This window comes from Kocuria sp. CCUG 69068, from assembly GCF_020833785.1.
In the GTDB taxonomy this organism is placed as follows: Bacteria; Actinomycetota; Actinomycetes; order Actinomycetales; family Micrococcaceae; genus Kocuria; species Kocuria rosea.
In genome coordinates this window covers 15,030-35,783 of sequence record NZ_PDDL01000024.1, presented here as the reverse complement: position 1 = coordinate 35,783, position 20,754 = coordinate 15,030, and the positions used below count along the sequence as shown (strand labels likewise).

Genomic DNA, 20,754 nt, shown 5'->3' with positions numbered 1-20,754 from the left:
CTCAGTGCCGGACGACGAGCACCGGGCAGTGGGCGTAGGAGACGCACGCGTGGGAGACCGAGCCCAGGGAGGAGCCGAGCAGCCCGCCGCGGCCGCGCCGGCCGAGCACGAGCAGCTGCGCGGTCTCGCTCTCCGTGATGAGCCGGCCTGCCGGGCGGCCGTGCGTCACCGTGGTGGTCAGGCGGCCGGGGACGTCCTCCCCGAAGACGGCCGCGACCGTGCGCGCAAGGATCCGCTCGTGGTTGGCGCGCAGCGCCTCCTCGTCGACGAGGAGCTCGGCGTCCAGCACGGTGGGGTCCCCCGCGCACGCGATCGCCTCGAGCGGGGCGTCGAGGGCCTCCGCGAGCCTCGCGGCGAGTCGCAGGGCCTCCATCGAGGACTCCGAGCCGTCGATCCCCACGAGGATCCGCTGGTCCGTCGGTGCGTTCATGACCGAACCTCCTTGTCCGGGCCGGCTGCCGGGAGCCGGCCTGTCGGTGCCGCGTGGCCCGCGCCGGGTGGCCGGCGCCGGCCGGTCAGTGCCGGACGACCAGCACCGGGCAGTGGGCGTGGTCGATGCACGCGTTGGAGACGGAGCCCAGGGCCGAGCCCCGCAGGCCTCCGTGGCCGCGGCGCCCGAGCACCAGCATCAGGGCGTTCTCGCTCTCCTCGACCAGGCGGGCCGCGGCCCGTCCGTGGAGCAGCTCGGCGCGCACGTGCTCCGGGGGGTCCGCGCCGAACACGTCGGCGACCGTCGAGCGGAGCAGCTCCACGCTGCCGGCCGGCGGCCGGTCCGGGTCGACGGTCTCCCAGCCCTCGTAGAGGGGCGGCCCCTCCCAGAACATGAGGGCGGTCAGCGGGACGCCCAGGGCGCGGGCGATCCTGTCCCCCGCCCGGAGGGCCTCCTTCGAGGAGTCCGATCCGTCGATGCCGACGAGGATCCGCTGCTGTGACGGTGTCTCCATGGCCGAGCTCCTTCGTTCCGGCGCCCGCGGTCCGTGCCCGGGGCGCGCTCCGGCCGCCAGGAACCTGGCGGACCGCTCAGTGCCGCACCACGAGGACGGGGCACTTGGCGTGGGAGACGAGGGCCGAGGAGACGGAGCCGAGGATCATCCCCAGCACCCCGCCCGTTCCCCGCCGGCCCACCACGAGCATCCGGGCCTCCTCGCTCTCCTCGATGAGCCGGGCGGCGGGCTGGCCGCGCAGGAGCCGGGTGGTCAGGTTCGCCGGGCGCTGCTCCCCGAACACCTCCTCGAGGGTGCTCTCGAACAGCTGCTCGCTGCCGCGGCGGAACTCCTCGGGGTCCACCACGCGGTAGCTCTCGTAGAGCAGCGGGTCCTCCCAGCACATGATGGCCTCGAGCGGTGCGCCCAGGGCCTCGGCGAGCCGCACTCCCTCCCGGAGCGCGGCCTTGGACGACCCGGACCCGTCGACTCCCACGACGATCCGGCCTCCGGACGACGGCTCGCCCATGGTGTTCCCCCTTGTTCCCGGCGGGCCGGCCGGTCCGCCTGTCTCCACGATAGGACCCGGTGAGGTCCGTCACAACGGATCCCCGGTCCCGGGGCCCGCATGACGGCCGACGGGCGGCACCGCCCCGTCCCGCCTGCCGTCGCACGGGCGGCGCGCGGCGTCCTCAGCCGCGGGTGACCTGGATCTTCCGGGTCGCGGGCGGCTCGACGTGCCCGGCGACGGGCACGCGCACCTCCAGCACGCCGTCGCGGTACGCGGCGCTGATGTCCTCGTCCCGGCACCCGGCGGGCAGCGGCAGGGCGCGGGAGAACGAGCCGTAGCGGAACTCCGAGCGGTAACCGCCCTTGTCCTTGTGCTCGGTCCGCTCCCTGCGCTCGGCCCGCAGGTGGAGCACGTCGTCGGCCACCGTGAGCTCCACGTCCTGCTCGGGGTCGATGCCGGGCAGCTCCGCCCGGATCACCACGGTGTCGCCGTCCCGGTACTCCTCCACACGGGGCCAGGAGGCCTCGACGTCCCCCTCCAGGAGGCGTCGGAGGGGCTCGAGCATCTCCAGCCCCTCCCTGCGCATCAATCCGGCCATGACCTGACTCCTTCCCGTGGCACCGGTGCCGCGGCCGTCCGGGACGTCGTCCCGGACGGCCGGCGGGACCGGTGCGGTCCGCCTCGACCCTTCAAGCGTAGACACCGCCGACCGGGCGCGTAAGGGCCGCGGGGTCCGGGACGCATGATGACGGGGGCCCGCTCCACCGGCCCCCGGGGACACTGGATTCGCAGGTGCGACAGGGCGATAATCGGGGCATCCCCACGGGTTCTGTCGCCGTCCGGCGGCCACCCCGGGGACCGGGAGAGAGCGGGGTGTCCGCGGTGGACAACAACGTGATGAAGATCGTCTACACGTTCTTCCTGGGGGCCCTGCTGGCCCTGTTCGTGGGCCTGGGGATCCAGACGTTCTATCCGGGGCCGGAGATGCCGGAGCCGACCGCGGGGATGGAGTTCGTGCCCGAGGGGGGCGCTCCGACCGAGGAGCAGCGCGCGGAGTTGGAGGAGAACGACCGGCAGTGGCGGCAGTGGCAGGAGGAGCAGCAGAGCTACAGCCGCGACGTGGCGGTCGTGGCCCTGGGCGCCTCCGTGGTGCTGCTCGGTCTCAGCCTCGTGCTGGAGAAGCGCAACAGGGTGCTGACCAACGGGGTGATGCTGGGCGGGCTGTTCACCCTGATCTACGCCATCGGCCGCAGCTTCGCCTCCAGCGAGACCACCATGACGTTCGTCGCCGTGAGCGTGGGCCTGGCGGTGGTGCTGGTCCTCGGCCACCGGCGCTTCTTCCAGGACCGTCCCCCGGCGGGCGCGCCCGAGGAGGCGCACCGGGAGCAGAGCGGCGTCTGAGCCGCTCCGCCGGGACGCCTCTAGAAGCCCGTCGGCTCGGTCTCCAGCTCGGGCTCCTCGGGCGGGGCCTCGTGGTGCAGGGGCCGCAGGGCGGCGGTCGTCCCGAACCACAGCAGCGCGTCGTAGCGCTCCCCCATGCGGGTGGGGACGTAGTTGCCGGCCTCGCGCCACGGGTGGTACACCACCCCGACGGCCCGGTGGCCGAACCTCCCGGAGAGCCAGGGCCCGGAGCGGTCGCGGCCGAAGACGAGCACCGCGTCCTCCTCCAGCGCCCGGTGCAGGAGGTCCTCGTGGCTGCCGGCACGAGCCTGCGGGACGGCGAGCACCTCCTCGGCCGCGCCCCACGCCTCCGCCGCGACCACCGTGCCGGTCCAGGAGGCGAGGCCGACCAGCACCACCTCGTGCGCGGGGTGGCGCTCGCGCAGCAGCTGACCCACGTTGACCAGCCCGGCGTCGAACATGTCGGTGGCCCGGGCGTCCCCCACGTGGGAGTTGTGCTCCCACACCAGGCCCTTGGCGCCGGGCCCGTGGTGGCGGGAGAGCAGGTCCGCGGTGTCCGCCATGTGCTCGTCCCGCACGTTCCAGGACTGCCGGTCGCCGCGCACCATGGTCCGGTAGTAGCGCTCGGCGTCGACCGTCACCATGGCGTTGAGGACGGCGTCGAACGCGGCGGGGTCCCCGGCCGTCCGGTCCATGGTGCGCCGGCGCACCTCGGCGAGGAGGGCGACGACGTCGGCCTCGCAGCTCTCGGGCACGATCCGCGTCCGCCACGCGTAGCGGTGCGGGTCCTCGTGGAAGGGGACGAAGCACTGCCACGCCTGCAGCGCGGCGGGCAGCGCCTCGGGGGCGCTCGTCCCGAGCCAGCCGATGATCTCCCGCAGCGAGTCCCACAGCGAGTAGACGTCCAGGCCGTAGAAGCCGACCTGCTCGTGGCCGGCCCGGCGGGCGTTCTCCTCCCGGAGCCAGTCGAGGAACTCGGCGACCTCCTCGTTCGCCCACATCCACGTGGGCCAGCGCTCGAAGCCCGCGAGGACGCCGTGGGCGTCGAGGTCCTGGTCCGCCTCGCCGCGCACCCACCGGTCGATCCGCCAGCAGTCCGGCCAGTCCCCCTCGACCCCGATCCAGGTGAAGCCGTGCTCCTCGATGAGCCGGCGGCTGAGCAGGGCCCGCCACCGGTAGTACTCGTGCGTGCCGTGGGACGCCTCCCCCACGCACACGAACCGGGCGCCGGCGCAGCGCTCCACGAGCGGGTCGAGGTCCTGCGCCGTCTCCAGCGGCTGGGCGAGGGAGCGGATCTCCGCGAGGACCCCGGCCTCCCGGGAGGGGCCGCGCCCGAGCGGGCTCACCGGGACGTCCCGTCGCCGTGCTCCCCGGCCGGGGAGAGGTGGCGCAGGAACCAGTCCCGGGCCAGCGCGGCGGCCTCGGCGAGCGTGCCGGGCTCCTCGAAGAGGTGCGTGGCGCCCTCCACCACGGCCAGCCGGGTGGGGCAGCGCATCGACTCCTGCGCCCACCGGTTGAGGCCGAGCACCTCGGAGTCCTCGCTGCCGACGATCAGCAGGGTGGGTGCCTGCACCGAGCGCAGCCGCTCGTCCGCGAGGTCCGGCCGGCCGCCGCGGGAGACCACGGCCGCGATGGACGCGCCGGGCTCGGCCGCGGCCCACAGGGCGGCGCCGGCGCCGGTGCTCGCCCCGAAGTACCCGACCGGGGACGCCGCGGAACCGGGCTGCTCGCGCAGCCACGCCGTGGCCAGGAGCAGCCGCTCGGCGAGCAGGCCGATGTCGAAGACGTTGCCGCGGTCCGTCTCCTCCCCGGGGGTGAGCAGGTCGAGCAGCAGGGTGCCGAGCCCCGCCTGCTGCAGGACGGAGGCCACGTACTGGTTCCGCGGGCTGCGCCGGCTGCTGCCGCTGCCGTGGGCGAAGACCACCACCCCGGCGCCGGGCGCCGGCAGGTGCAGGTGCGCCTCGAGCTGCTCCCTCCCGGCCGGGATGCGCACGTCGGCGTCGACCGGATAGCCGTGCGCGGCCGGCCCCGCCCGGGGCGGCGCGGGCAGCTCCGGCTGGTGGCGGCGCCGGGCGGCGTCCAGCAGGGCCACCACCTCGTCGTCCTCGGTGGCGGAGAAGTCCCGGTAGTGGTAGCCGACGGCCGTGAAGTACGGCGGGGTCGCGAGGCAGATCACCTCGTCCGCCTCCACCACCCGGCCCAGGGCCTCCTGCGGGGCCACCGGGACGGCCAGCACCACGCGCGCGGCGCCCAGCTGGCGGGCGATCCGGCAGGCCACGCGGGCCGTGGAGCCGGTGGCGATGCCGTCGTCGACGACCAGGGCGGTCCGCCCGGTGAGATCGACCCGCTCCCGGCCCTCCCGGAAGCGCGCCGTCCGCGCCTCGAGCACGGCCCGCTCCCGCGCCTCGATCTGCTCGAGCTGCGCGTCCGTCACCCCGAAGTACTGGAGGGTCCGCTCGTCGAGCACGCGGGCGCCCTCCTCCCCGATGGCCCCCATGGCCAGCTCGGGCTGGGAGGGGACCCCCAGTTTCCGCACCACGATGACGTCCAGCGGCGCGTCCAGGATGCGGGCCACCTCGTGGGCCACGGGCACCCCGCCGCGGGGCAGCCCCAGCACCACCACGTCCTGCCCGCGCAGGGACCTCAGCCGCTTCCCCAGCTGCCGCCCGGCCTCGACCCTGTTCTCGAAGACCACCATGGTCCCCACCGCCTCTCCGGCGGGCGCGCGGCCCACCGCCCTCCGGTGCTCGCCCGGCTCCGTTCGCGCCCCCGGGTCCCGTGGGCCGCCGCGGAGGACTCCAGCGTAGGCAGGCGGGGAACACGGTGGAAGGCCCGCGGGCCAGGTGACGGACGTGGACAACGGAGCAGGCCCGCCCCACAATGTGAGCACGCCCCGGCGGCCGGCCGGCCGCGGACCCGGGCGCCCTGGACGGACGTCCCGCACCGGCGGGGGAGACGGAGCACGCCGCATGAAGGACCGCACGCAGGACAGCGCCGAGGACCGCACGGACGGCAGGGTCATGCGGACGGTCTACACGTTCTTCCTGGGGCTGCTGCTGGCCCTGTTCGTGGGTCTCGGCGTCGCCACGGTCCACCCCGGCCCGGAGGAGCCCGCGCCGCCCCCGGCGGTCGCGATGGCGCGGGAGACCCGCGAGCTCGCCCCGGAGGAGCAGCAGGAGTGGGCGGCCTACGAGCGCGAACGGGGGGCGTGGGAGGTCGAGCACATGCGGTACAGCCGCGACGTCGGCGTGATCGCCCTGGTCGCGTCCGTCGTGCTGCTGGGGGCGAGCCTGGCGGTGGAGCGGCGCCGGCCGGTGCTCGCCCACGGCGTGCTGCTCGGCGGTCTGTTCACGCTGCTGCACAGCGTGGTCCGCAGCCTGGTCTCGCAGGACACCGTCGCCTCGTTCGCCGTGGTCACCGTGGCGCTGGCCGTGGTGCTGTACCTCGGCTACCGCCGGTTCGTGGACCGCCCCACCCCGGCCGGTGACCGGTGGGGTCCTCCCCGGCCGGTGGTCAGCGACAACGGGAAGCACCCGTCCCGCCGCTGAGCGCGCCGGGCCGGTGCCGGCCGGTCAGCGGGGCAGCGGCAGCTTCTCGTCGAGCACGGCCCGGACGGCCGCGACGTCGACGTCCGTGACGGAGGCGTGCTCCCAGGCCGGCCGGTTGTCCTTGTCCACGAGGACCGCCCGCACGCCCTCGGCGAAGTCGGGGCGGGCGATCGTGTCCGCGGCGAGGCGCAGCTCCCGCTCGAGGCAGGAGCGCACGCTGTCGTCGGCCGCGCCGCGCTCCAGCAGCTCGAAGGTGCGCACCAGCGAGGAGGGGCTCATCCCCGCGAGGTCCTCCGGCGCGGCGGCGACGATCTGCTCGAGGGTCGGGGCGCCGTAGCGCTCCTCGATCTCCTCCCACCGCGCCACCACGGAGGACGGCTCGGGCTCGCGCGCGAAGCGGGAGAGGGCGTCCTCCGGGCCCTCCTCCACCACGGCCCCGGCGAGGGCCTCGAAGTCCTCGTCCGCCACGAGGACGTCGGCCAGCCCGAGGGCGACGGCGTCCGCGCCGCCGAGCCGCTGCCCGCCGAGGGCGAGCCAGCGGCCCACGGCCAGGCCCGGTTCGCCGCGGTGGTCCGGCCGGGAGACGCGCGGCAGGAACCAGGAGGCGCCGATGTCGGTGAAGAAGCCGATCTTCGTCTCGGGCATCGCCATGACCGTGGAGGGACCCACCACGCGGTGGGAACCGTGCACGGAGATGCCCATGCCGCCGCCCATGCAGATCCCGTTCATGAGCGCCACGTAGGGCTTGGGGTAGTCCGCGATCAGGCAGTCGAGGGCGTACTCGACGGCGAACACCCCCGTGGCCTCCTCCGTCCGCCCGGCGAGCACGGCGTCGCGGACCTCCCGGATGTCGCCGCCGGCGCACCACGCCCGCGGGGAGGCCGAGGTGACGAGCACGTGGCGCACGGCGTCGTCGTCCCGCCACGCGTCGAGCGCGGCCTTGAGGTCCCGGTACATCTGTGCGGTGAGGGCGTTGAGCTGACGGGGCCGGTTGAGCACGATGTGCCCGGTGCCGTTGCGGACCTCGGTCAGGACGTGCTGCGCGGTGCCGGTCGTGGCGGTGTCGGTCATGGCTCCCACCCTGCCACGGGTCGCGCCGCCGTGCCACGGCTCACACGCCGGAGGGCGGCCACTGTCCACGCTGCGCCAGGAGGGAGGCGAGCAGGTCGGCCCGGTCGGTGACGATCCCGTCGACCCCGAGCTCGAGCAGCTCCGCCATCTCGGCCGTCTCGTTGACGGTCCACACGTGCACGTCGATGCCGTGCCGGTGGGCGAAGTCCAGGAAGCGGGGGGTCACGAGCTGGACCTCGGCCCCGCCCCGCACCCGGTACCGGCGGGGGATCTGCACGGTGTCGAACGGCTCGATCCACCGGGCGGCCGCCCGCCGCGCGAGCCGCCAGGTGGGCCCGCCCAGCCACGAGCACACGAGCAGCAGGCGCATCCCCTCCTTGCCGGAGGACGTGGGCACGGTCCGGCCGTCCAGCTCGCGGATCCGCCGCAGCGTGCGGCGCCGGCGGCTCTCGGAGAAGGAGGTCACCCGCACCCGGTCCACAGCGCCGAGCTCGTGGAGCAGCGCCGGCAGGGCCGCCACGGACGCCTCGTCCTTGACGTCCACGTTGAACTTCAGCTCGGGGAGCTCCGTCAGCAGGTCGGCGAAGCGGGGGATGCGCCCGGCACCGGCGACGCGCTCGGCCCTGATCTGCGCCCAGGTCAGGGCGGAGACCTTCCCGCTGCCGCCGGTGACGCGGTCGAGGGTCTCGTCGTGGAAGGACAGGACCACCCCGTCGGCCGTCGTGTTGACGTCCGTCTCGATCCACTCGTAGCCGAGGTCCCGGGCCGCCCGGAAGGCGTCGAGGGTGTTCTCGGCACCGTCCCGGCAGAAACCGCGGTGGGCCAGGGCTGCGGGGGCGTCGCGCCGGTGCGCTGGAGGGGTCACCCCCCTATTGTTACCCCGTGGTAGCGGATTGTCCCGCCCATGACGCGCCAGGTCGGCCGCCGCGCAGCAGGGCCTCGATCACCTGGGCCACCCCGTCCTCCTCGAACGGCGGGGCCGTGCGGCCCACGGCCCGCGCGACCGCGGGGTGCCCGCTCGCCATGGCGTAGCCGTGGGCGGCCCACGTGAGCATCTCGAGGTCGTTGGGCATGTCGCCGAAGGCCATCACCTCGTGCGGGCGGATGCCGCGCTCGGCCGCGTACTGCTCGAGGGTGCGCGCCTTGGTGAGCCCCTTCTGCCCCATCTCCACGAGCGGGGCCGCCGCCACGGAGTGCGTCACGGACAGCCGGCCGGCCACGAGCTCGGCGAGCGCCCGGAAGTACTCCTGCGGCTCGGCGGTGTCCAGCTTGGCCAGGAACTTCACCAGCCCCTGGTCCTCCGGCAGCCGGTCCCGCAGCGCCCCGACCAGGGGGGCGCCGACCTCCATCCGGTCGGTCCTGGCCCACCCGTGGTCCGTGAAGACCCCCTCGAGGGTCTCCGCCGCGAACAGCGTGCCGGGGTGCCGGGCCGCGACCTCGTCCATGACCGCGAAGGCGTCCCGGGCCGGGAACAGGCTCGACTCCACGACCAGGTCGGCGCTGAGGTCGTAGACCACCGCCCCGTTCGAGCAGATGACCACGCCCTCGTGGCCGAGCTGCTCGCGCAGCGGGTCGAGCCAGCGCATGGGCCGGCCCGTCACGAACACCACGTGGATGCCGCTGTCCTGGGCGGCGCGGATCGCGTCGACGGTGCGCGGGCGGAAGCGGAAGTCGTGCCCCAGGACGGTGCCGTCGAGGTCGCTGGCGATCATCCGGATCGGCGCCGTCCCGGGGACCTCCGGATCAGGGCTCACGGGTGTACTGCCACCTAGGCCTCGTGCGTCCCGGTGAGGCAGGCGCGGGCGATCCCGGAGCTGAAGAGCTGGAAGTTGACGACGGCGGGGCTGGCGCTCTCGTCGACCTCGATCTGCTCCTCGCCCACGGCGGTCACGCACACGATGTAGCGGTGCGGCCCGTGGCCGGGGGGCGGGGCGGCGCCCACGTACTCGTCGGTGCCACCGTCGTTGCGGTGCTTGACCGCCCCGGCCGGAGGGTCGGACGCCGCGCCGCGCGCGAGGGAGGTGACGTCGGCGGGGATGTTGGACAGGCACCAGTGCCAGAAGCCGCTGGGAGTCGGGGCGTCCGGGTCGAAGACCGTGACCACGTAGCTCTTCGTGCCCTCCGGGGCCCCGGACCAGCTCAGCTGCGGGGACACGTCCTGGCCACCGGCGCCCATGATGCCCGAGAGCTGGGCCGGGGCGAGCGGGCCGCCGTCGGAGATGTCCTCGGAGGTGAGGGTGAAGCTCGGCAGGTCGGGCAGGTCGGCGTACGGATCGCGCTCGGGCACGGGCTCTCCTTCGGGACGGGACCGGGTGGGGGTCGGGGCGGGACGGGTCAGGGCGCGGGCAGCTCGTCCTTGCGGGGCAGGTCCGCGCCGGCGCGGGAGACCGTGACGCCGGCCGCCGCGGCGGCGTAGCGCAGCAGCTCGCCGACCTGCTGCTCGTCCAGGTTGTCGATCCGCTCGCGGGCCGGCGCGCCCGTGTAGCCGTGGTCGGTGAGCCAGCCGAGCAGCGCGGCCATGAAGGAGTCCCCGGCCCCCACGGTGTCCACGACCGTGGTGCGGGCGGCGGGCACCTCCACCCCGCGCGGCCCGGTGGCGCGGGTGCGGGCCCAGGGCCCCAGGGGCCCGCGGGTGACGACGACGAGCTCCGCGCCGGCCTTGAGCCAGGCGCCCGCGCTCTCCTCGACGCTGCGGTGGGGGTACAGCCACAGGAGGTCCTCGTCCGAGGCCTTCACGACGTCGGCGAGGGCCACGAGCTGCTCGGCCCGGGCCCGGGCGTCCGAGGAGTCCGGGATGATGGACGGCCGGCAGTTGGGGTCGTAGGAGATCAGGGCCGAGCGGTGGGCCTGCTCCACGGCGTGCAGGACCTTCGAGGCGCCGGGCTCGAGCATCGCCCCGATCGACCCGACGTGCAGCAGGGAGGTGTCCCGGAGCAGCTCGGCCAGCTGCTCGTCCGAGAGGTCCAGGGACCAGTCGAGCTGGAAGTCGTAGGTCGCGGCGCCGTCCTCCCCGATGACGGCCTCGGCCACGGAGGTGGGCCGCGTGTCGGCGTCGAAGGGCAGGAGCACGCCGTTGTCCCGCAGGTGCGCCTCGACCTGCGTGCCGTACTCGTCCTCGCCGTAGCGGCCGAGGAACTGGACCTCGTGGCCGAGCCGGGCCAGGCCCACGGCCACGTTCATGGGGCTTCCCCCGGCGTGCGCGCGGGGCTCCTGGCCGCGCTTCGAGACCACGTCCACGAGCGCCTCACCGATGACCGTCAGCATGCTCTCACGGTAGCACCCGCCGGCCCCGCCGCCCCCGGCACCGGACCGGCCCGCCGGGCCCGTAACGGGAGCCCTTCCCGCCCCCGGTGCCCCTAGAATGGAGGGCGGCGTCCTGCGCGAACCGCAGCGGCGCGCACCCGACCGCGCAACGAGGCGCGGCACGTCACGGCCGGACACGATGACGTCCCCGGCCGAGGAAGAGAGTCATTCTTGAGCACTCCTGAAAGCTGGGCCGACCGCGAGTCGCTCGCCGAGGGCATCGTCCCCCTGGTCGGACGCCTGCACCGTGAGAACAAGGTCGTGCCGACGGTCTACGGCCGCTCCCTGGTGCACAAGTCCGTCACCCAGATCATCAAGGCGCACCGCTTCGCCCGCCGGATCGACGGCGAGGAGCTGCCCCTCGAGGACACGACCCGCCTGCTCGAGGCCATGTCCGGGCTGAACCTCGGCACCTGCGCGGTGGACCTCGGCAAGCTCAACCGGCTCGCCCAGGAGTCGGACCAGGACCTCGAGTCGTTCCTGCGCGAGGAGCTCGCCCCCGTGGTGGACCGCAGGGCCCAGAACTCCCCGGAGTCCCAGGACGTGGTGCTCTACGGGTTCGGCCGCATCGGCCGCCTGCTCGCCCGCATCCTCATCAACCGCAACGACGGCACCGGCCTGAACCTGCGCGCCGTCGTGGTGCGCAAGAAGCCGGGCAACGACCTGGTCAAGCGCGCCTCCCTCCTGCGCCGCGACTCGGTGCACGGGAAGTTCGACGGGACCATCCACGTCGACGAGGAGAACGACGTCATCACGGCCAACGGGGTGGCCATCAAGTTCATCTACGCGAACGACCCCACCGAGATCGACTACACCGCCTACGGGATCGACAACGCGATCGTCGTGGACAACACGGGCGTGTGGCGCGACGAGGCCGGGCTCTCGAAGCACCTGCAGGCCAAGGGCGTGGCCAAGGTGCTGCTCACCGCACCGGGCAAGGGCGACCTGAAGAACATCGTGTGCGGGGTCAACGACGACGTCATCACCCCGGAGGACACCATCCTGTCCGCCGCGTCCTGCACCACCAACGCGATCACCCCGGTCGTGAAGGTCCTGCACGACAAGTACGGCATCGCGCAGGGCCACGTGGAGACGGTCCACTCCTACACCAACGACCAGAACCTCATCGACAACTGGCACAAGGGCGACCGCCGGGGCCGCTCCGCCGCCCTCAACATGGTCATCACCGAGACCGGCGCCGCGAAGGCCGTGGCCAAGGCCCTGCCGGAGATGGCCGGCAAGCTGACGGGCAACGCGATCCGCGTCCCCACCCCGGACGTGTCCATGGCCATCCTCAACCTGCAGCTCGAGCAGGCCCCGGAGTCCGAGGACGCGGTCAACCAGTACCTGAAGGACATCTCGCTGAACTCGTCCCTGCGCAAGCAGATCGACTACACCGACTCCCCCGAGATCGTGTCCACCGACTTCGTGGGCTCCCGCCGCGCGGGCGTCGTCGACGGTCTCGCGACGATCGTCAACGGCAGCTCGCTGGTGCTCTACGTCTGGTACGACAACGAGTTCGGCTACTCCTGCCAGGTCGTGCGGGTGCTCGCCCGGATGGCCGACATCGCGATGCCGCAGTTCCCGGCCGAGCGGGTCGCGGTCGGCACGGCGTCGATCCCCGGCTGAGCCGCCCCTCACCGGCAGCGGACCGTCCGCGCCGAGGGGTCGCCACCGAACGGAACGACCGACTCGCACCGTTCAGTGGCGACCCCCCGCGCAGCAGGTCGAGCAGACGGCGCCCCTCGAACGGCGGCGCGGCGGGTCAGGCGGTGTAGAAGGCCCCCGCGACCGCCCCGAGGGCGGCGACGTCGTCCACGTGGCACAGCTCCCGGGCCGAGTGCATCGACAGCAGGCCGATGCCGACGTCGATCGTGCGCACCCCCAGCCGGGCCGCGGTGATGGGCCCGATGGTGGACCCGCACGGCACCCGGTTGTTGGAGACGAACTCCTGGTAGCCCACACCGGCGCGCGCGCAGGCCTCGGCCCAGATCCCGGCGCCCACGGCGTCCGTGGCGTAGTGCTGGTCCGCATTGATCTTCAGCAGCGGCCCCGCCCCCGGCACCGGCTGGTTCACGGGGTCGTGGTGGCCCTGGTAGTTGGGGTGCACCAGGTGCCCGGCGTCGGCGGACAGGCACACGGACCCGGCCAGGGAGCGCCGGTGCTCGGCGGCGGAGCGGCCCAGGCCCTCACCGATGCGCACCAGCACGTCCTCGAGGAACGGTCCCGCGGCGCCGGAGCGGGTGCGGGAGCCGATCTCCTCGTGGTCGAACGCGGCGAGCACCGCGATGTGCCGGCCCTGCTCGACCGCCTCGGCCTCGCGGGCGAGCGCGCTCAGCCCGGCGTGCACGGAGGACAGGTTGTCCAGCCGCCCGGAGGCGAACAGCGTACCGCCCTGCCCGAACACGGCGGGGGGCTGGGCGTCCGCCAGCACCACGTCGTAGCCGACGATGCGGGCCGGGTCCACGGGCCCGCCGTCCGCGTGCTCGGCCAGCAGCGCGAGGACGTCCGCGTCCTCCGGCTGCCCCACTCCCCAGATCGGCTGCACGTGCTGCTGGCGGTCGAGCTGCAGGCCCTTGTTGGCCTCGCGGTCCAGGTGGATGGCGAGCTGCGGGATGCGGGCCACGGGGCCGGTGGCGGTCAGGTGCTCCACCGGGGCGCCGTCCGTCCCGCGGACCACGAGCCGGCCCGCCAGGCGCAGCTCGCGGTCCAGCCACGAGTTCAGCAGCGCCCCGCCGTAGGTCTCGACCCCGGCCTGGTGCCAGGTGTGGGCCGTGGTGGTGGGCCTCGGCTTGAGCTTGAAGCCCGGCGAGTCGGTGTGCGCACCGAGGATCCGGAACCCCGCCGCGGGGGGGACCTCCGCCGGGGTGGCCCACGCGATGACAGCCCCGTCGCGGAGCACGTAGCGCCGCCCGCGGACGCCGGTCCGGGCCCAGTCCTCCGTCTCGTCGAGGCGGACGAAGCCCGCCTCCTCCAGCCGGGCGGCGGCGGCGTGCGCGGCGTGGAAGGAGCTCGGCGACTCCATCACGTAGCGGCCGAGGTCCTCGACGGCGGACCGGGGGTCGACTGCGGTGCGGGGTTCCATGCCGTCAGTCTACGAAAGGTGCTGGGGCGCGCGTCCGGGCGCCTGTCCCGCCCAGTGACCGGGACAGGCGGGCGGGCCGGGGCACACCCAGGCTCCGGGCCCACGGCCCTCCCCACCGGGTCCGGGGCCGGCCGCGAGGAGGAGGGCCGGCCGCGGCGGGTGCACGGTCCGGGTCACCTCCACGCCGCGCCGGCGCGCGCCGCGGACCACGAGCCACGCGAAGAGCAGCTGCAGGCCCGCCGAGAGGGCGAGGGCCACCCAGGACGACTCCTCGGCGTCCGGGTCGGCCAGGCCGAGCGCGCCGAAGAGCGTGGCGATGACGTTGTTGACCACGTGCAGGGCGATCGCCGCCTCGAGCCCGCCGGTGCGCCAGGTCAGCCAGCCGGCGACGACCGCCATGACCGCGACCGCCAGCAGCCCCCAGGCGTCGTACAGGTGCCCGAACGTGAACAGGGGCACCGGCAGCAGGATCGCGAACACGGGCCGGCGCAGCCACCGTCCCACGGTCTGCAGCAGGTAGCCCCGGAAGACGAGCTCCTCCGCCGCGCACTGCAGCGGGACCACCAGCACGATCATGGCGATCAGCCACCAGAAGCCCTCCACCGGCTGCGGGGCGGTCAGCGAGCCGAGCAGCGCGTACTCCACGAGGAGGGCGGCCGCCTGGCCCACCGCGTAGACGGCAAGGGCCACGAGGAGGCACCGGCCGAGGAGGCCCCAGCGCAGCCGTCCCGTCACCGACAGCAGCAGCCCGAGGGGGCGGGGGCCCGTGACGGCCCGGGCCGCGAGGAGCGCCGGGATCATGAGGACCAGGGAGAAGAACAGCATGAAGAAGATCGCCGGGTCCATCATGTCCAGCTCCGTGCCCCCGAGGAAGACCTCGTCCAGGGCCTCCTCGCCGCGCACGGCCACGAGCCCCACGGCCCACACGATGCCGAACACGACGGCCAGCACCCCGTAGAAGGCGCCGAAGAGCAGCAGCTCCACGAGCGGCTTCCACCACCGGTGGTCGGGGTCGGCGTGGCCGAGCCGGTGGTACGGCAGGAGCCGGGGCCCGGGGCCCGAGGGGTCGTCGTCGAGGGATCCCTGCCTCCAGGGGGCGGCGCGCGTGGTCATGCCTCCCACGGTATCCGCAGCCGGTCCCTTCCGGACACGCGACAGTTCGGGGGCGCCCCGTCGTGGCGCCCGCCGGTCAGGGCAGGTCGCTGCGGTAGCGCAGGCCCATCTGCCGGCGCGCGTCGTCGAGCAGCTCCAGCACCAGCACGGTGTCCGCGACCGGCATGCGCGGGCTCTCGGTCAGGCCGGCCTGGAGGCACCGGGTCACCTCCCGCAGCTCGTGGGCGAAGCCGTGCCCGGCGGCCCGGAAGCGCTCGGTCCGCGGCGCGGCTCCCCCGGACCGGACCACGAGCTCACCGGGGTGGTAGAGGGGCGCCCCGGTGCGCAGCCAGCCGTCCGTCCCGCTGATGGTCACCGTGCCCGGGCAGTCCGTCTCGATGGACGTGGTGAGGTGGGCGTGCGCGCCGTCCGCCCAGGTGAGGGTCAGGCCGTTGTGCAGGTCCACGCCGTCCTCGTGGAGGACGCCGTGGGCCGTGAGGCCGGCCGGTGCGCCGAGCGCCGCGAGCGCCCAGGTGAGCGGGTACACGGCGAGGTCCAGCAGGGCCCCTCCGCCCGCCGCGGGATCCCAGAGCCGGGACCCGGGGTCGTACGGCACCGGGGCGCCGAGGTCCGCCTGGAGCCAGCGGACCCGGCCGATCTCGCCGGAGCGGACGATGTCGAGGGCGCGCCCGAAGCTCGGCAGGAAGCGCGTCCACACCGCCTCCATGAGGAACAGCCCGCGCGCCCGGGCGAGCTCCCGCAGCTCCCCCGCCTCCCGGGCGTTCATGGTCAGCGGCTTCTCGCAGAGCACGTGCTTGCCGGCCTCGAGGGCCGCGCGGGCCACCGCGTGGTGCTGGGCGTGGGGCGTGGCGACGTAGACGACCTCCACGGCGGGGTCCGCGACGAGGCGCTCCCAGCCGGTGGTGCCGTCGTGGTCGTGGTGGCTCCGGGCCGCGCCGAAGCGCTCGGCGAACGCCTCGGCGGAGGACCGGGAGCGGGAGCTGACGGCCGAGAGCACGGCGTCGTCGAGCAGCGCCAGGTCCTGGACCACGCGGCCGGCGATCGACCCGGTGGCGACGACGCCCCAGTGCACGGGACGGCCGGTCGCCGTCGCGGGGTCGTCGCCCGTCACCGGGGCGGGGAGGGCTGGAGGGGGCATGGTGGCCTTTCGGGGAGGATCCGGGGACGCCGACGACGGCGCCGGGGCGTCGCCCGGCTCGGGGCGGGAAGGACTAGACGGAGTCCCGGAGCACGAGCGAGGTCGACATGATGGTCACCCGGTCCGTCGGCCGGCCCTCGATCATGTCGACGAGGGTCTCGGCCATCTTCCGGCCGAGCTCGACGATCGGGTGGTTCACCGTGGTCAGCGCGGGGGTCACCGACGTCGCGAAGGAGTCGTCGTCGAAGCCCACCACGGCGATGTCCTCCGGGATGCGCAGGCCGCGGCCCTGGATCACGGTGTACGCCCCGGCCGCCATCTGGTCGTTCGCGGCGAACACGGCGTCGACCGGCCGGCCGCGGTCCAGCAGCCGCTGCATGGCCCGGGCCCCCGAGGCGAGCGTGAAGTCGCCCACCTCCACCAGCTGCTCGTCCAGCCCGGCCTCCCGCACCGCGGTCCGCCAGCCCGCCAGCCGGTCGATGCCCGGGGGCATGTCCTGCGGCCCGGCGATGGTCGCGATGCTCCGCCGCCCGCTCGCGGTGAGCAGCCGGGTGGCGCTGCAGGCGGCAGCCTCGTTCTCGACCTCCACGTAGTAGGCGTCCTCGGCGCCGACGAGCGGGCGACCCGCGAACACCATGGGCAGCGACCCCGAGAGGTGGGTCCACGAGTGGTCGCCGCTGTGGTGCGAGACCACCAGGGCACCGTCCACGTTGCCGCCGAGCAGGAAGCTGCGGGTCTTCTCGGGCTTCGCCTCGGACGCGATGACCATGTTCAGGGTGAAGTCGGTGTCCGTCAGGTACATCGCGATGCCCTGGACCACGGTCGTGAAGAACGGGTCCGCGAACACCTTGGACGTGGACTCCGGGATGATCAGGGCGACCGAGTTGGCCCGTCGCTTCGCCAGCGAACGCGCCGCCCGGTTCGGGGTGTAGTCGAGGGCCTCGATGGCCTTCCGCACCGACTGCGCCAGCTCGGGGTCGACGCTGGGCGAGTCGTTCACCACCCGGGACACGGTCGCCCGCGAGACCCCGGCCAGCGCGGCCACCATCTCGAGCGTCGGCACGGGCCGGGGGCCGCCTGCGCGCTGCGTCATGATCATCTCCGGTGCTCTCGGCGGGTGGGCTGGCATCAATGCTAGGCGCCCGTGGACGGGGCCACCGGCGTGCGGTCCGCGGCGGCGGCGATGACCCCGGCGTAGGCGCGACCGCTGTCCTTGACCGTGCGCTCGAACGTCCCGTAGTCCACCCGGACCACGCCGAAGCGCTTGCCGTAGCCCCACGACCACTCGAAGTTGTCCAGCAGCGACCACACGAAGTAGCCGCGGACGTCCGCGCCCTGGTCGATGGCCTCCCCCACGGCCGCGATGTGGCCGAGGACGAACTCGGTGCGCTCCGTGTCGTGGACGGCGCCGTCGTCGCTGACGACGTCGTCGTAGGCGGCGCCGTTCTCGGTGACGTACAGGGGCGGGAGCGCGGGGTACTCCTCGCCCAGGCGCACCAGGAGCTTCCGCAGCCCGTCCGGGTTCACCTCCCAGTCCATCGCCGTGCGCGGCAGGCCGCGGCTCGGGAACGCGATGTCCTCGGAGCCGATCCAGCACGAGGACGTGGGGCGGCTGGCGCCGCCGGAGTGGCCGTCGCCGCCGGAGGACTCCGGGTGCCCGCTGATGAGGTCGTCGTGGTAGTGGTTCACGCCGAGGAAGTCGAGGGGCGCCCCGATGGTCGCGAGGTCACCGTCCCGGACGAGATCGCGGAGGCCGAACCGGTCCAGGTCCGCGAGGGTGTCCTCGGGGTACGCGCCGCGCAGGATGGGGTCCAGGAAGAGGCGGTTCTGCAGGGAGTCGAACCGCCGGGCCGCGTCGAGGTCCACCGGGTCCGAGGGGTCTCGGGGGATCGAGTTGCTGAGGTTGAGGGTGATGCCCAGGTGCTCGGCACCGCGGGACCGCAGGTGCTCGACCGCGAGGCCGTGGGCCAGGTGCTGGTGGTGCACGGCGGCGACGGCGGCCCGGGGGTCCTGCCGGCCGGGCGCGTGGACCCCGGCCGCGTAGCCGAGCAGCGACGAGCAGAAGGGCTCGTTGAACGTGGTCCAGTGCCGCACCCGGTCGCCGAGCACCGAGTGCACGTCGTCGGCGTACTCGACGAAACGGTGCGCGGTGTCCCGGTGGGCCCACCCGCCCTTCTCCTCGAGCGCCTGCGGCAGGTCCCAGTGGTACAGGGTCAGCCAGGGCAGGATGCCGGCCTCGAGCAGCTCGTCGACCAGGCGGGAGTAGAAGTCCAGGCCCTCGGGGTTCGGGGCCCGGTCACCGGGACGCACCCGCGCCCAGCTCGTGGAGAAGCGGTAGGAGCCGAGCCCGAGCTCCTTCATGATCCGCACGTCCTCGGGCATCCGGTGGTAGTGCTGCACGGCGTCCTCCAGGGTGTCGCCGTTGGCCACGGCGCCCGGCAGACGGGCGAAGGCGTCCCAGACGGAGTCCTCCTTGCCGCCCTCGTGCCCGGCGCCCTCCACCTGGGCCGCGGCGGTGGCCGAGCCCCAGAGGAAGCCCTCGGGCCAGCTGCGGTGGTGCACGGCTGCGTCTTCTGCGTTGTTCGGCATTAGCCCTTCACTGCTCCTTGCATGATTCCGGAAATGAGTTGTCTGCCCGCGACGGCGAAGAGCGCCAGGAGGGGAAGCGTGGCCATGACGGCGCCGGCGAGGACGATCGAGTAGTCCACGTAGCGGGCCGACTGCAGCTGGCTCAGCGCCGTCTGCAGGGTGGGGTTGCTCGCGTCGAGGACGAGCAGCGGCCACAGGAAGTCGGTCCACGCCGTCATGAAGGTGAACAGGCCGAGGATGGCCATGGCCGGGCGGGCCGCGGGGAGCGCGACGTGCCAGAAGGTGGAGATCATCGACGCCCCGTCCATCCGGGCCGACTCGATGAGCTCGTCGGGGATGACGTCCACGAGGTACTGGCGCATGAAGAACACGCCGAACGCCGTGACGAGGGTGGGCACGACGACCGCCCCGATCTCGCCGGTCCAGCCGAGCTCGCGCATGAGCATGAACAGCGGGATGATGCCGAGCTGCGTGGGGATGGCCATGGTCGCGACGACCGCGACCATGAGGCCGTCGCGCCCCTTGAACCGCAGCTTGGCGAACGCGTACCCGGCGAGGGTGGAGAACGTGACCACCGAGACGGTGATGATCCCCGAGATGAGCACGCTGTTGCCGAGGGCCAGCCAGAAGGGGATGGTGTCGAAGACCTCGCCCACGTTCGTCCAGAAGTTGCCGCCCGGCAGCAGCGGCGGCCAGGTGCGGCCGAGGGCCTCGTTGGAGCGGCTGCCGATGATCACCGACCACCACAGCGGATAGGCGCTGGCCAGGAAGAACGCGGACAGCAGGCCGTAGGTGAGGAAGCCGGGGCGGTGCCCGTCCCCGAAGATCCGCCGGCGCACGGGCACCGCCCGCGGCCGCCGCGTCCTGGTCCTCGTGGGTGCGCCGGTGACGGTCATCGTGTCCTCCTCGTGGTCGTCGGTGCTGCGGCCGCCCGTGGCGCGCCGGTGCCGGTGTTCGCCGCCGCGTCGGGGACGACGGCGTCCACCGCACGCGGCCTCCGCCGCCGATCGGCCCCGCGCCCGGTCCTGCGCGGCGGCCTCCCCCCGTCGGACGCCGTCGCGATGCGGCGCGAGACCAGGTAGTTGACCAGGCCGAAGAGCAGGATGAGGAGGAAGAGCAGCCAGGCGATGGTCGCGGCCTTGCCGAAGTTCTGCCGCTGGAAGGCCATCTCCCAGAGGTAGAGGACCGTGGTCTGGAACTGGCGCTGCGTGCCGCCCGCGGCCACGGGGTCGAAGAGCCTCGGCTCCGTGAAGATCTGGAGGCCGCCGATGGTGGTCGTGATGACCACGAACACCATCGTGGGACGGATGCTCGGCAGGGTGATGCTGAAGAACCGGCGGAGAGGGCCCGCGCCGTCGATCGCGCCGGCGTCGTACAGGTCACGGGGCACCGCCTGCATCGCCGCGAGCAGGATCAGCGCGTTGTAGCCGGTCCAGCGCCAGTTGACCATGGCGGCGATGGCGATGTGGCTGGGCAGCGTCTCGTTCTTCCACAGGATCGGGTCGACCCCGAAGCTGCCGAGGATGTTGTTGATGAGCCCGTACTGCTCGCCGAACATGTTCGTGAAGATCATGGCCACGGCCACCGGGGTGACCACGTAGGGCAGCAGCACGCTCATCTGCCACAGCGTCCTGGCGCGCAGGTTCTGGTCCAGGACCGCCGCGATCAGCACCGCGGCCGCCAGCTGCGGGATGCTCGAGAGCAGGAAGATGCTCACCGTGTTGAACAGCGAGTTCCAGAAGAACCGGTCCCGCAGCACCTCGGTGAAGTTGCCCAGCCCCACGAACTCGCCCCGGCCGGTGAGCAGGTGCCAGTCGAAGAGCGAGACGAAGAACGTGTACCCGAGCGGGAAGAGCCCCACCACTCCGAAGAGGACGAAGAAGGGCGCGATGTACAGGTAGGGGGAGGCTTTCAGGTCCAGGACGATGAGCCGCTGTCTGCGGGTCGGCCTGGGCGGACTCGGCGCCGGCGCGGCGGGCGCCGCGGCGGCGGGGCGGTGGGCTGTCGTGGTCATGAGGGTCTCGCGCTTCCGTGAGGGGGCCTCCGGCGGATTCCGGAGGCCCCGTGGCCGG

General features: G+C 73.8%; 21 protein-coding genes. 3 read left to right on the top strand and 18 right to left on the bottom strand.

What is annotated here, in order from left to right; genetic code table 11:
* Position 1: 1 nt before the first annotated feature.
* From CRM73_RS07025 to CRM73_RS07010, 4 genes are all read right to left on the bottom strand, one after another.
* Positions 2-430, bottom strand: coding sequence for a universal stress protein (locus CRM73_RS07025; RefSeq protein ID WP_017832080.1), 429 nt, complete (start codon positions 428-430; stop codon positions 2-4).
* An 85-nt stretch (positions 431-515) separates the two neighbouring features.
* Positions 516-944, bottom strand: coding sequence for a universal stress protein (locus CRM73_RS07020; protein ID WP_017832081.1), 429 nt, complete (start codon positions 942-944; stop codon positions 516-518).
* 76 nt (positions 945-1,020) lie between these two features.
* Complete coding sequence (locus CRM73_RS07015) at positions 1,021-1,452, bottom strand: universal stress protein (RefSeq protein ID WP_017832082.1); 432 nt, start codon at positions 1,450-1,452, stop codon at positions 1,021-1,023.
* Positions 1,453-1,615: 163 nt separating this feature from the next.
* A complete protein-coding gene (locus tag CRM73_RS07010; RefSeq protein ID WP_031282283.1) occupies positions 1,616-2,032 on the bottom strand; it encodes an Hsp20/alpha crystallin family protein in 417 nt (138 codons plus the stop codon).
* Between the two features lie 284 nt (positions 2,033-2,316).
* Between CRM73_RS07010 and CRM73_RS07005 the strand changes: the two genes are divergently transcribed.
* A complete protein-coding gene (locus tag CRM73_RS07005; RefSeq protein ID WP_229587239.1) occupies positions 2,317-2,835 on the top strand; it encodes a hypothetical protein in 519 nt (172 codons plus the stop codon).
* Between the two features lie 20 nt (positions 2,836-2,855).
* Here the strand turns inward: CRM73_RS07005 and CRM73_RS07000 are convergent, their stop codons facing one another.
* Both CRM73_RS07000 and CRM73_RS06995 read right to left on the bottom strand, forming a co-directional pair.
* On the bottom strand, positions 2,856-4,181 hold the full coding sequence (locus CRM73_RS07000) for an erythromycin esterase family protein (protein ID WP_126346533.1): 1,326 nt from the start codon (positions 4,179-4,181) through the stop codon (positions 2,856-2,858).
* On the bottom strand, positions 4,178-5,533 hold the full coding sequence (locus CRM73_RS06995) for a phosphoribosyltransferase (protein ID WP_031282285.1): 1,356 nt from the start codon (positions 5,531-5,533) through the stop codon (positions 4,178-4,180). The genes CRM73_RS07000 and CRM73_RS06995 overlap by 4 nt, the downstream gene beginning before the upstream one ends.
* A 271-nt stretch (positions 5,534-5,804) precedes the next feature.
* Between CRM73_RS06995 and CRM73_RS06990 the strand changes: the two genes are divergently transcribed.
* Entirely contained in the window at positions 5,805-6,383 is a 579-nt protein-coding gene (locus tag CRM73_RS06990; RefSeq protein WP_229587238.1) for a hypothetical protein, read from the top strand.
* 24 nt (positions 6,384-6,407) lie between these two features.
* Here the strand turns inward: CRM73_RS06990 and CRM73_RS06985 are convergent, their stop codons facing one another.
* Genes CRM73_RS06985 through CRM73_RS06965 form a run of 5 tightly spaced genes read right to left on the bottom strand, consistent with a single transcriptional unit; the run spans position 6,408 to position 10,718 of the window.
* Positions 6,408-7,454, bottom strand: a complete 1,047-nt coding sequence (locus CRM73_RS06985) for an enoyl-CoA hydratase/isomerase family protein (RefSeq protein WP_035925933.1) — start codon at positions 7,452-7,454, stop codon at positions 6,408-6,410.
* Between the two features lie 40 nt (positions 7,455-7,494).
* Positions 7,495-8,319: a glycerophosphodiester phosphodiesterase family protein gene (locus CRM73_RS06980; protein ID WP_017832089.1), complete on the bottom strand. Its 825-nt coding sequence runs from the start codon at positions 8,317-8,319 to the stop codon at positions 7,495-7,497.
* 10 nt (positions 8,320-8,329) lie between these two features.
* Entirely contained in the window at positions 8,330-9,208 is an 879-nt protein-coding gene (locus tag CRM73_RS06975) for an HAD family hydrolase (RefSeq protein ID WP_229587237.1), read from the bottom strand.
* Between the two features lie 14 nt (positions 9,209-9,222).
* A complete protein-coding gene (locus CRM73_RS06970) occupies positions 9,223-9,741 on the bottom strand; it encodes a YbhB/YbcL family Raf kinase inhibitor-like protein (RefSeq protein WP_017832091.1) in 519 nt (172 codons plus the stop codon).
* A gap of 47 nt (positions 9,742-9,788) precedes the next feature.
* Positions 9,789-10,718 carry a carbohydrate kinase gene (locus CRM73_RS06965; RefSeq protein WP_035925929.1) on the bottom strand — a complete coding sequence of 310 codons (930 nt, stop codon included), beginning with the start codon at positions 10,716-10,718 and terminating at the stop codon, positions 9,789-9,791.
* Between the two features lie 210 nt (positions 10,719-10,928).
* On the opposite strand from CRM73_RS06965, the gene CRM73_RS06960 reads away from it, so the two are divergent.
* Positions 10,929-12,386 carry a glyceraldehyde-3-phosphate dehydrogenase gene (locus tag CRM73_RS06960; protein ID WP_017832093.1) on the top strand — a complete coding sequence of 486 codons (1,458 nt, stop codon included), beginning with the start codon at positions 10,929-10,931 and terminating at the stop codon, positions 12,384-12,386.
* A 136-nt stretch (positions 12,387-12,522) separates the two neighbouring features.
* Here the strand turns inward: CRM73_RS06960 and CRM73_RS06955 are convergent, their stop codons facing one another.
* From CRM73_RS06955 to CRM73_RS06925, 7 genes are all read right to left on the bottom strand, one after another.
* A complete protein-coding gene (locus tag CRM73_RS06955) occupies positions 12,523-13,842 on the bottom strand; it encodes a M18 family aminopeptidase (protein WP_035925927.1) in 1,320 nt (439 codons plus the stop codon).
* A gap of 9 nt (positions 13,843-13,851) precedes the next feature.
* On the bottom strand, positions 13,852-14,955 hold the full coding sequence (locus tag CRM73_RS06950) for a CPBP family intramembrane glutamic endopeptidase (RefSeq protein ID WP_229587236.1): 1,104 nt from the start codon (positions 14,953-14,955) through the stop codon (positions 13,852-13,854).
* A gap of 76 nt (positions 14,956-15,031) precedes the next feature.
* Positions 15,032-16,093 carry a Gfo/Idh/MocA family protein gene (locus CRM73_RS06945; RefSeq protein ID WP_229587235.1) on the bottom strand — a complete coding sequence of 354 codons (1,062 nt, stop codon included), beginning with the start codon at positions 16,091-16,093 and terminating at the stop codon, positions 15,032-15,034.
* 73 nt (positions 16,094-16,166) lie between these two features.
* Positions 16,167-17,186 carry a LacI family DNA-binding transcriptional regulator gene (locus tag CRM73_RS06940; RefSeq protein ID WP_017832097.1) on the bottom strand — a complete coding sequence of 340 codons (1,020 nt, stop codon included), beginning with the start codon at positions 17,184-17,186 and terminating at the stop codon, positions 16,167-16,169.
* 41 nt (positions 17,187-17,227) lie between these two features.
* Positions 17,228-18,682 (bottom strand): GH1 family beta-glucosidase, encoded by a 1,455-nt coding sequence (locus tag CRM73_RS06935; protein ID WP_095651043.1) that lies wholly within the window; start codon positions 18,680-18,682, stop codon positions 17,228-17,230.
* The gene (locus tag CRM73_RS06930) at positions 18,682-19,578 is read right to left on the bottom strand and encodes a carbohydrate ABC transporter permease (protein WP_017832099.1); all 897 of its coding nucleotides are present in this window, start codon (positions 19,576-19,578) and stop codon (positions 18,682-18,684) included. Before CRM73_RS06930 ends, CRM73_RS06935 begins: the two co-directional genes overlap by 1 nt.
* Positions 19,575-20,696, bottom strand: a complete 1,122-nt coding sequence (locus tag CRM73_RS06925; protein ID WP_035925905.1) for a carbohydrate ABC transporter permease — start codon at positions 20,694-20,696, stop codon at positions 19,575-19,577. Before CRM73_RS06925 ends, CRM73_RS06930 begins: the two co-directional genes overlap by 4 nt.
* Positions 20,697-20,754 lie beyond the last annotated feature (58 nt).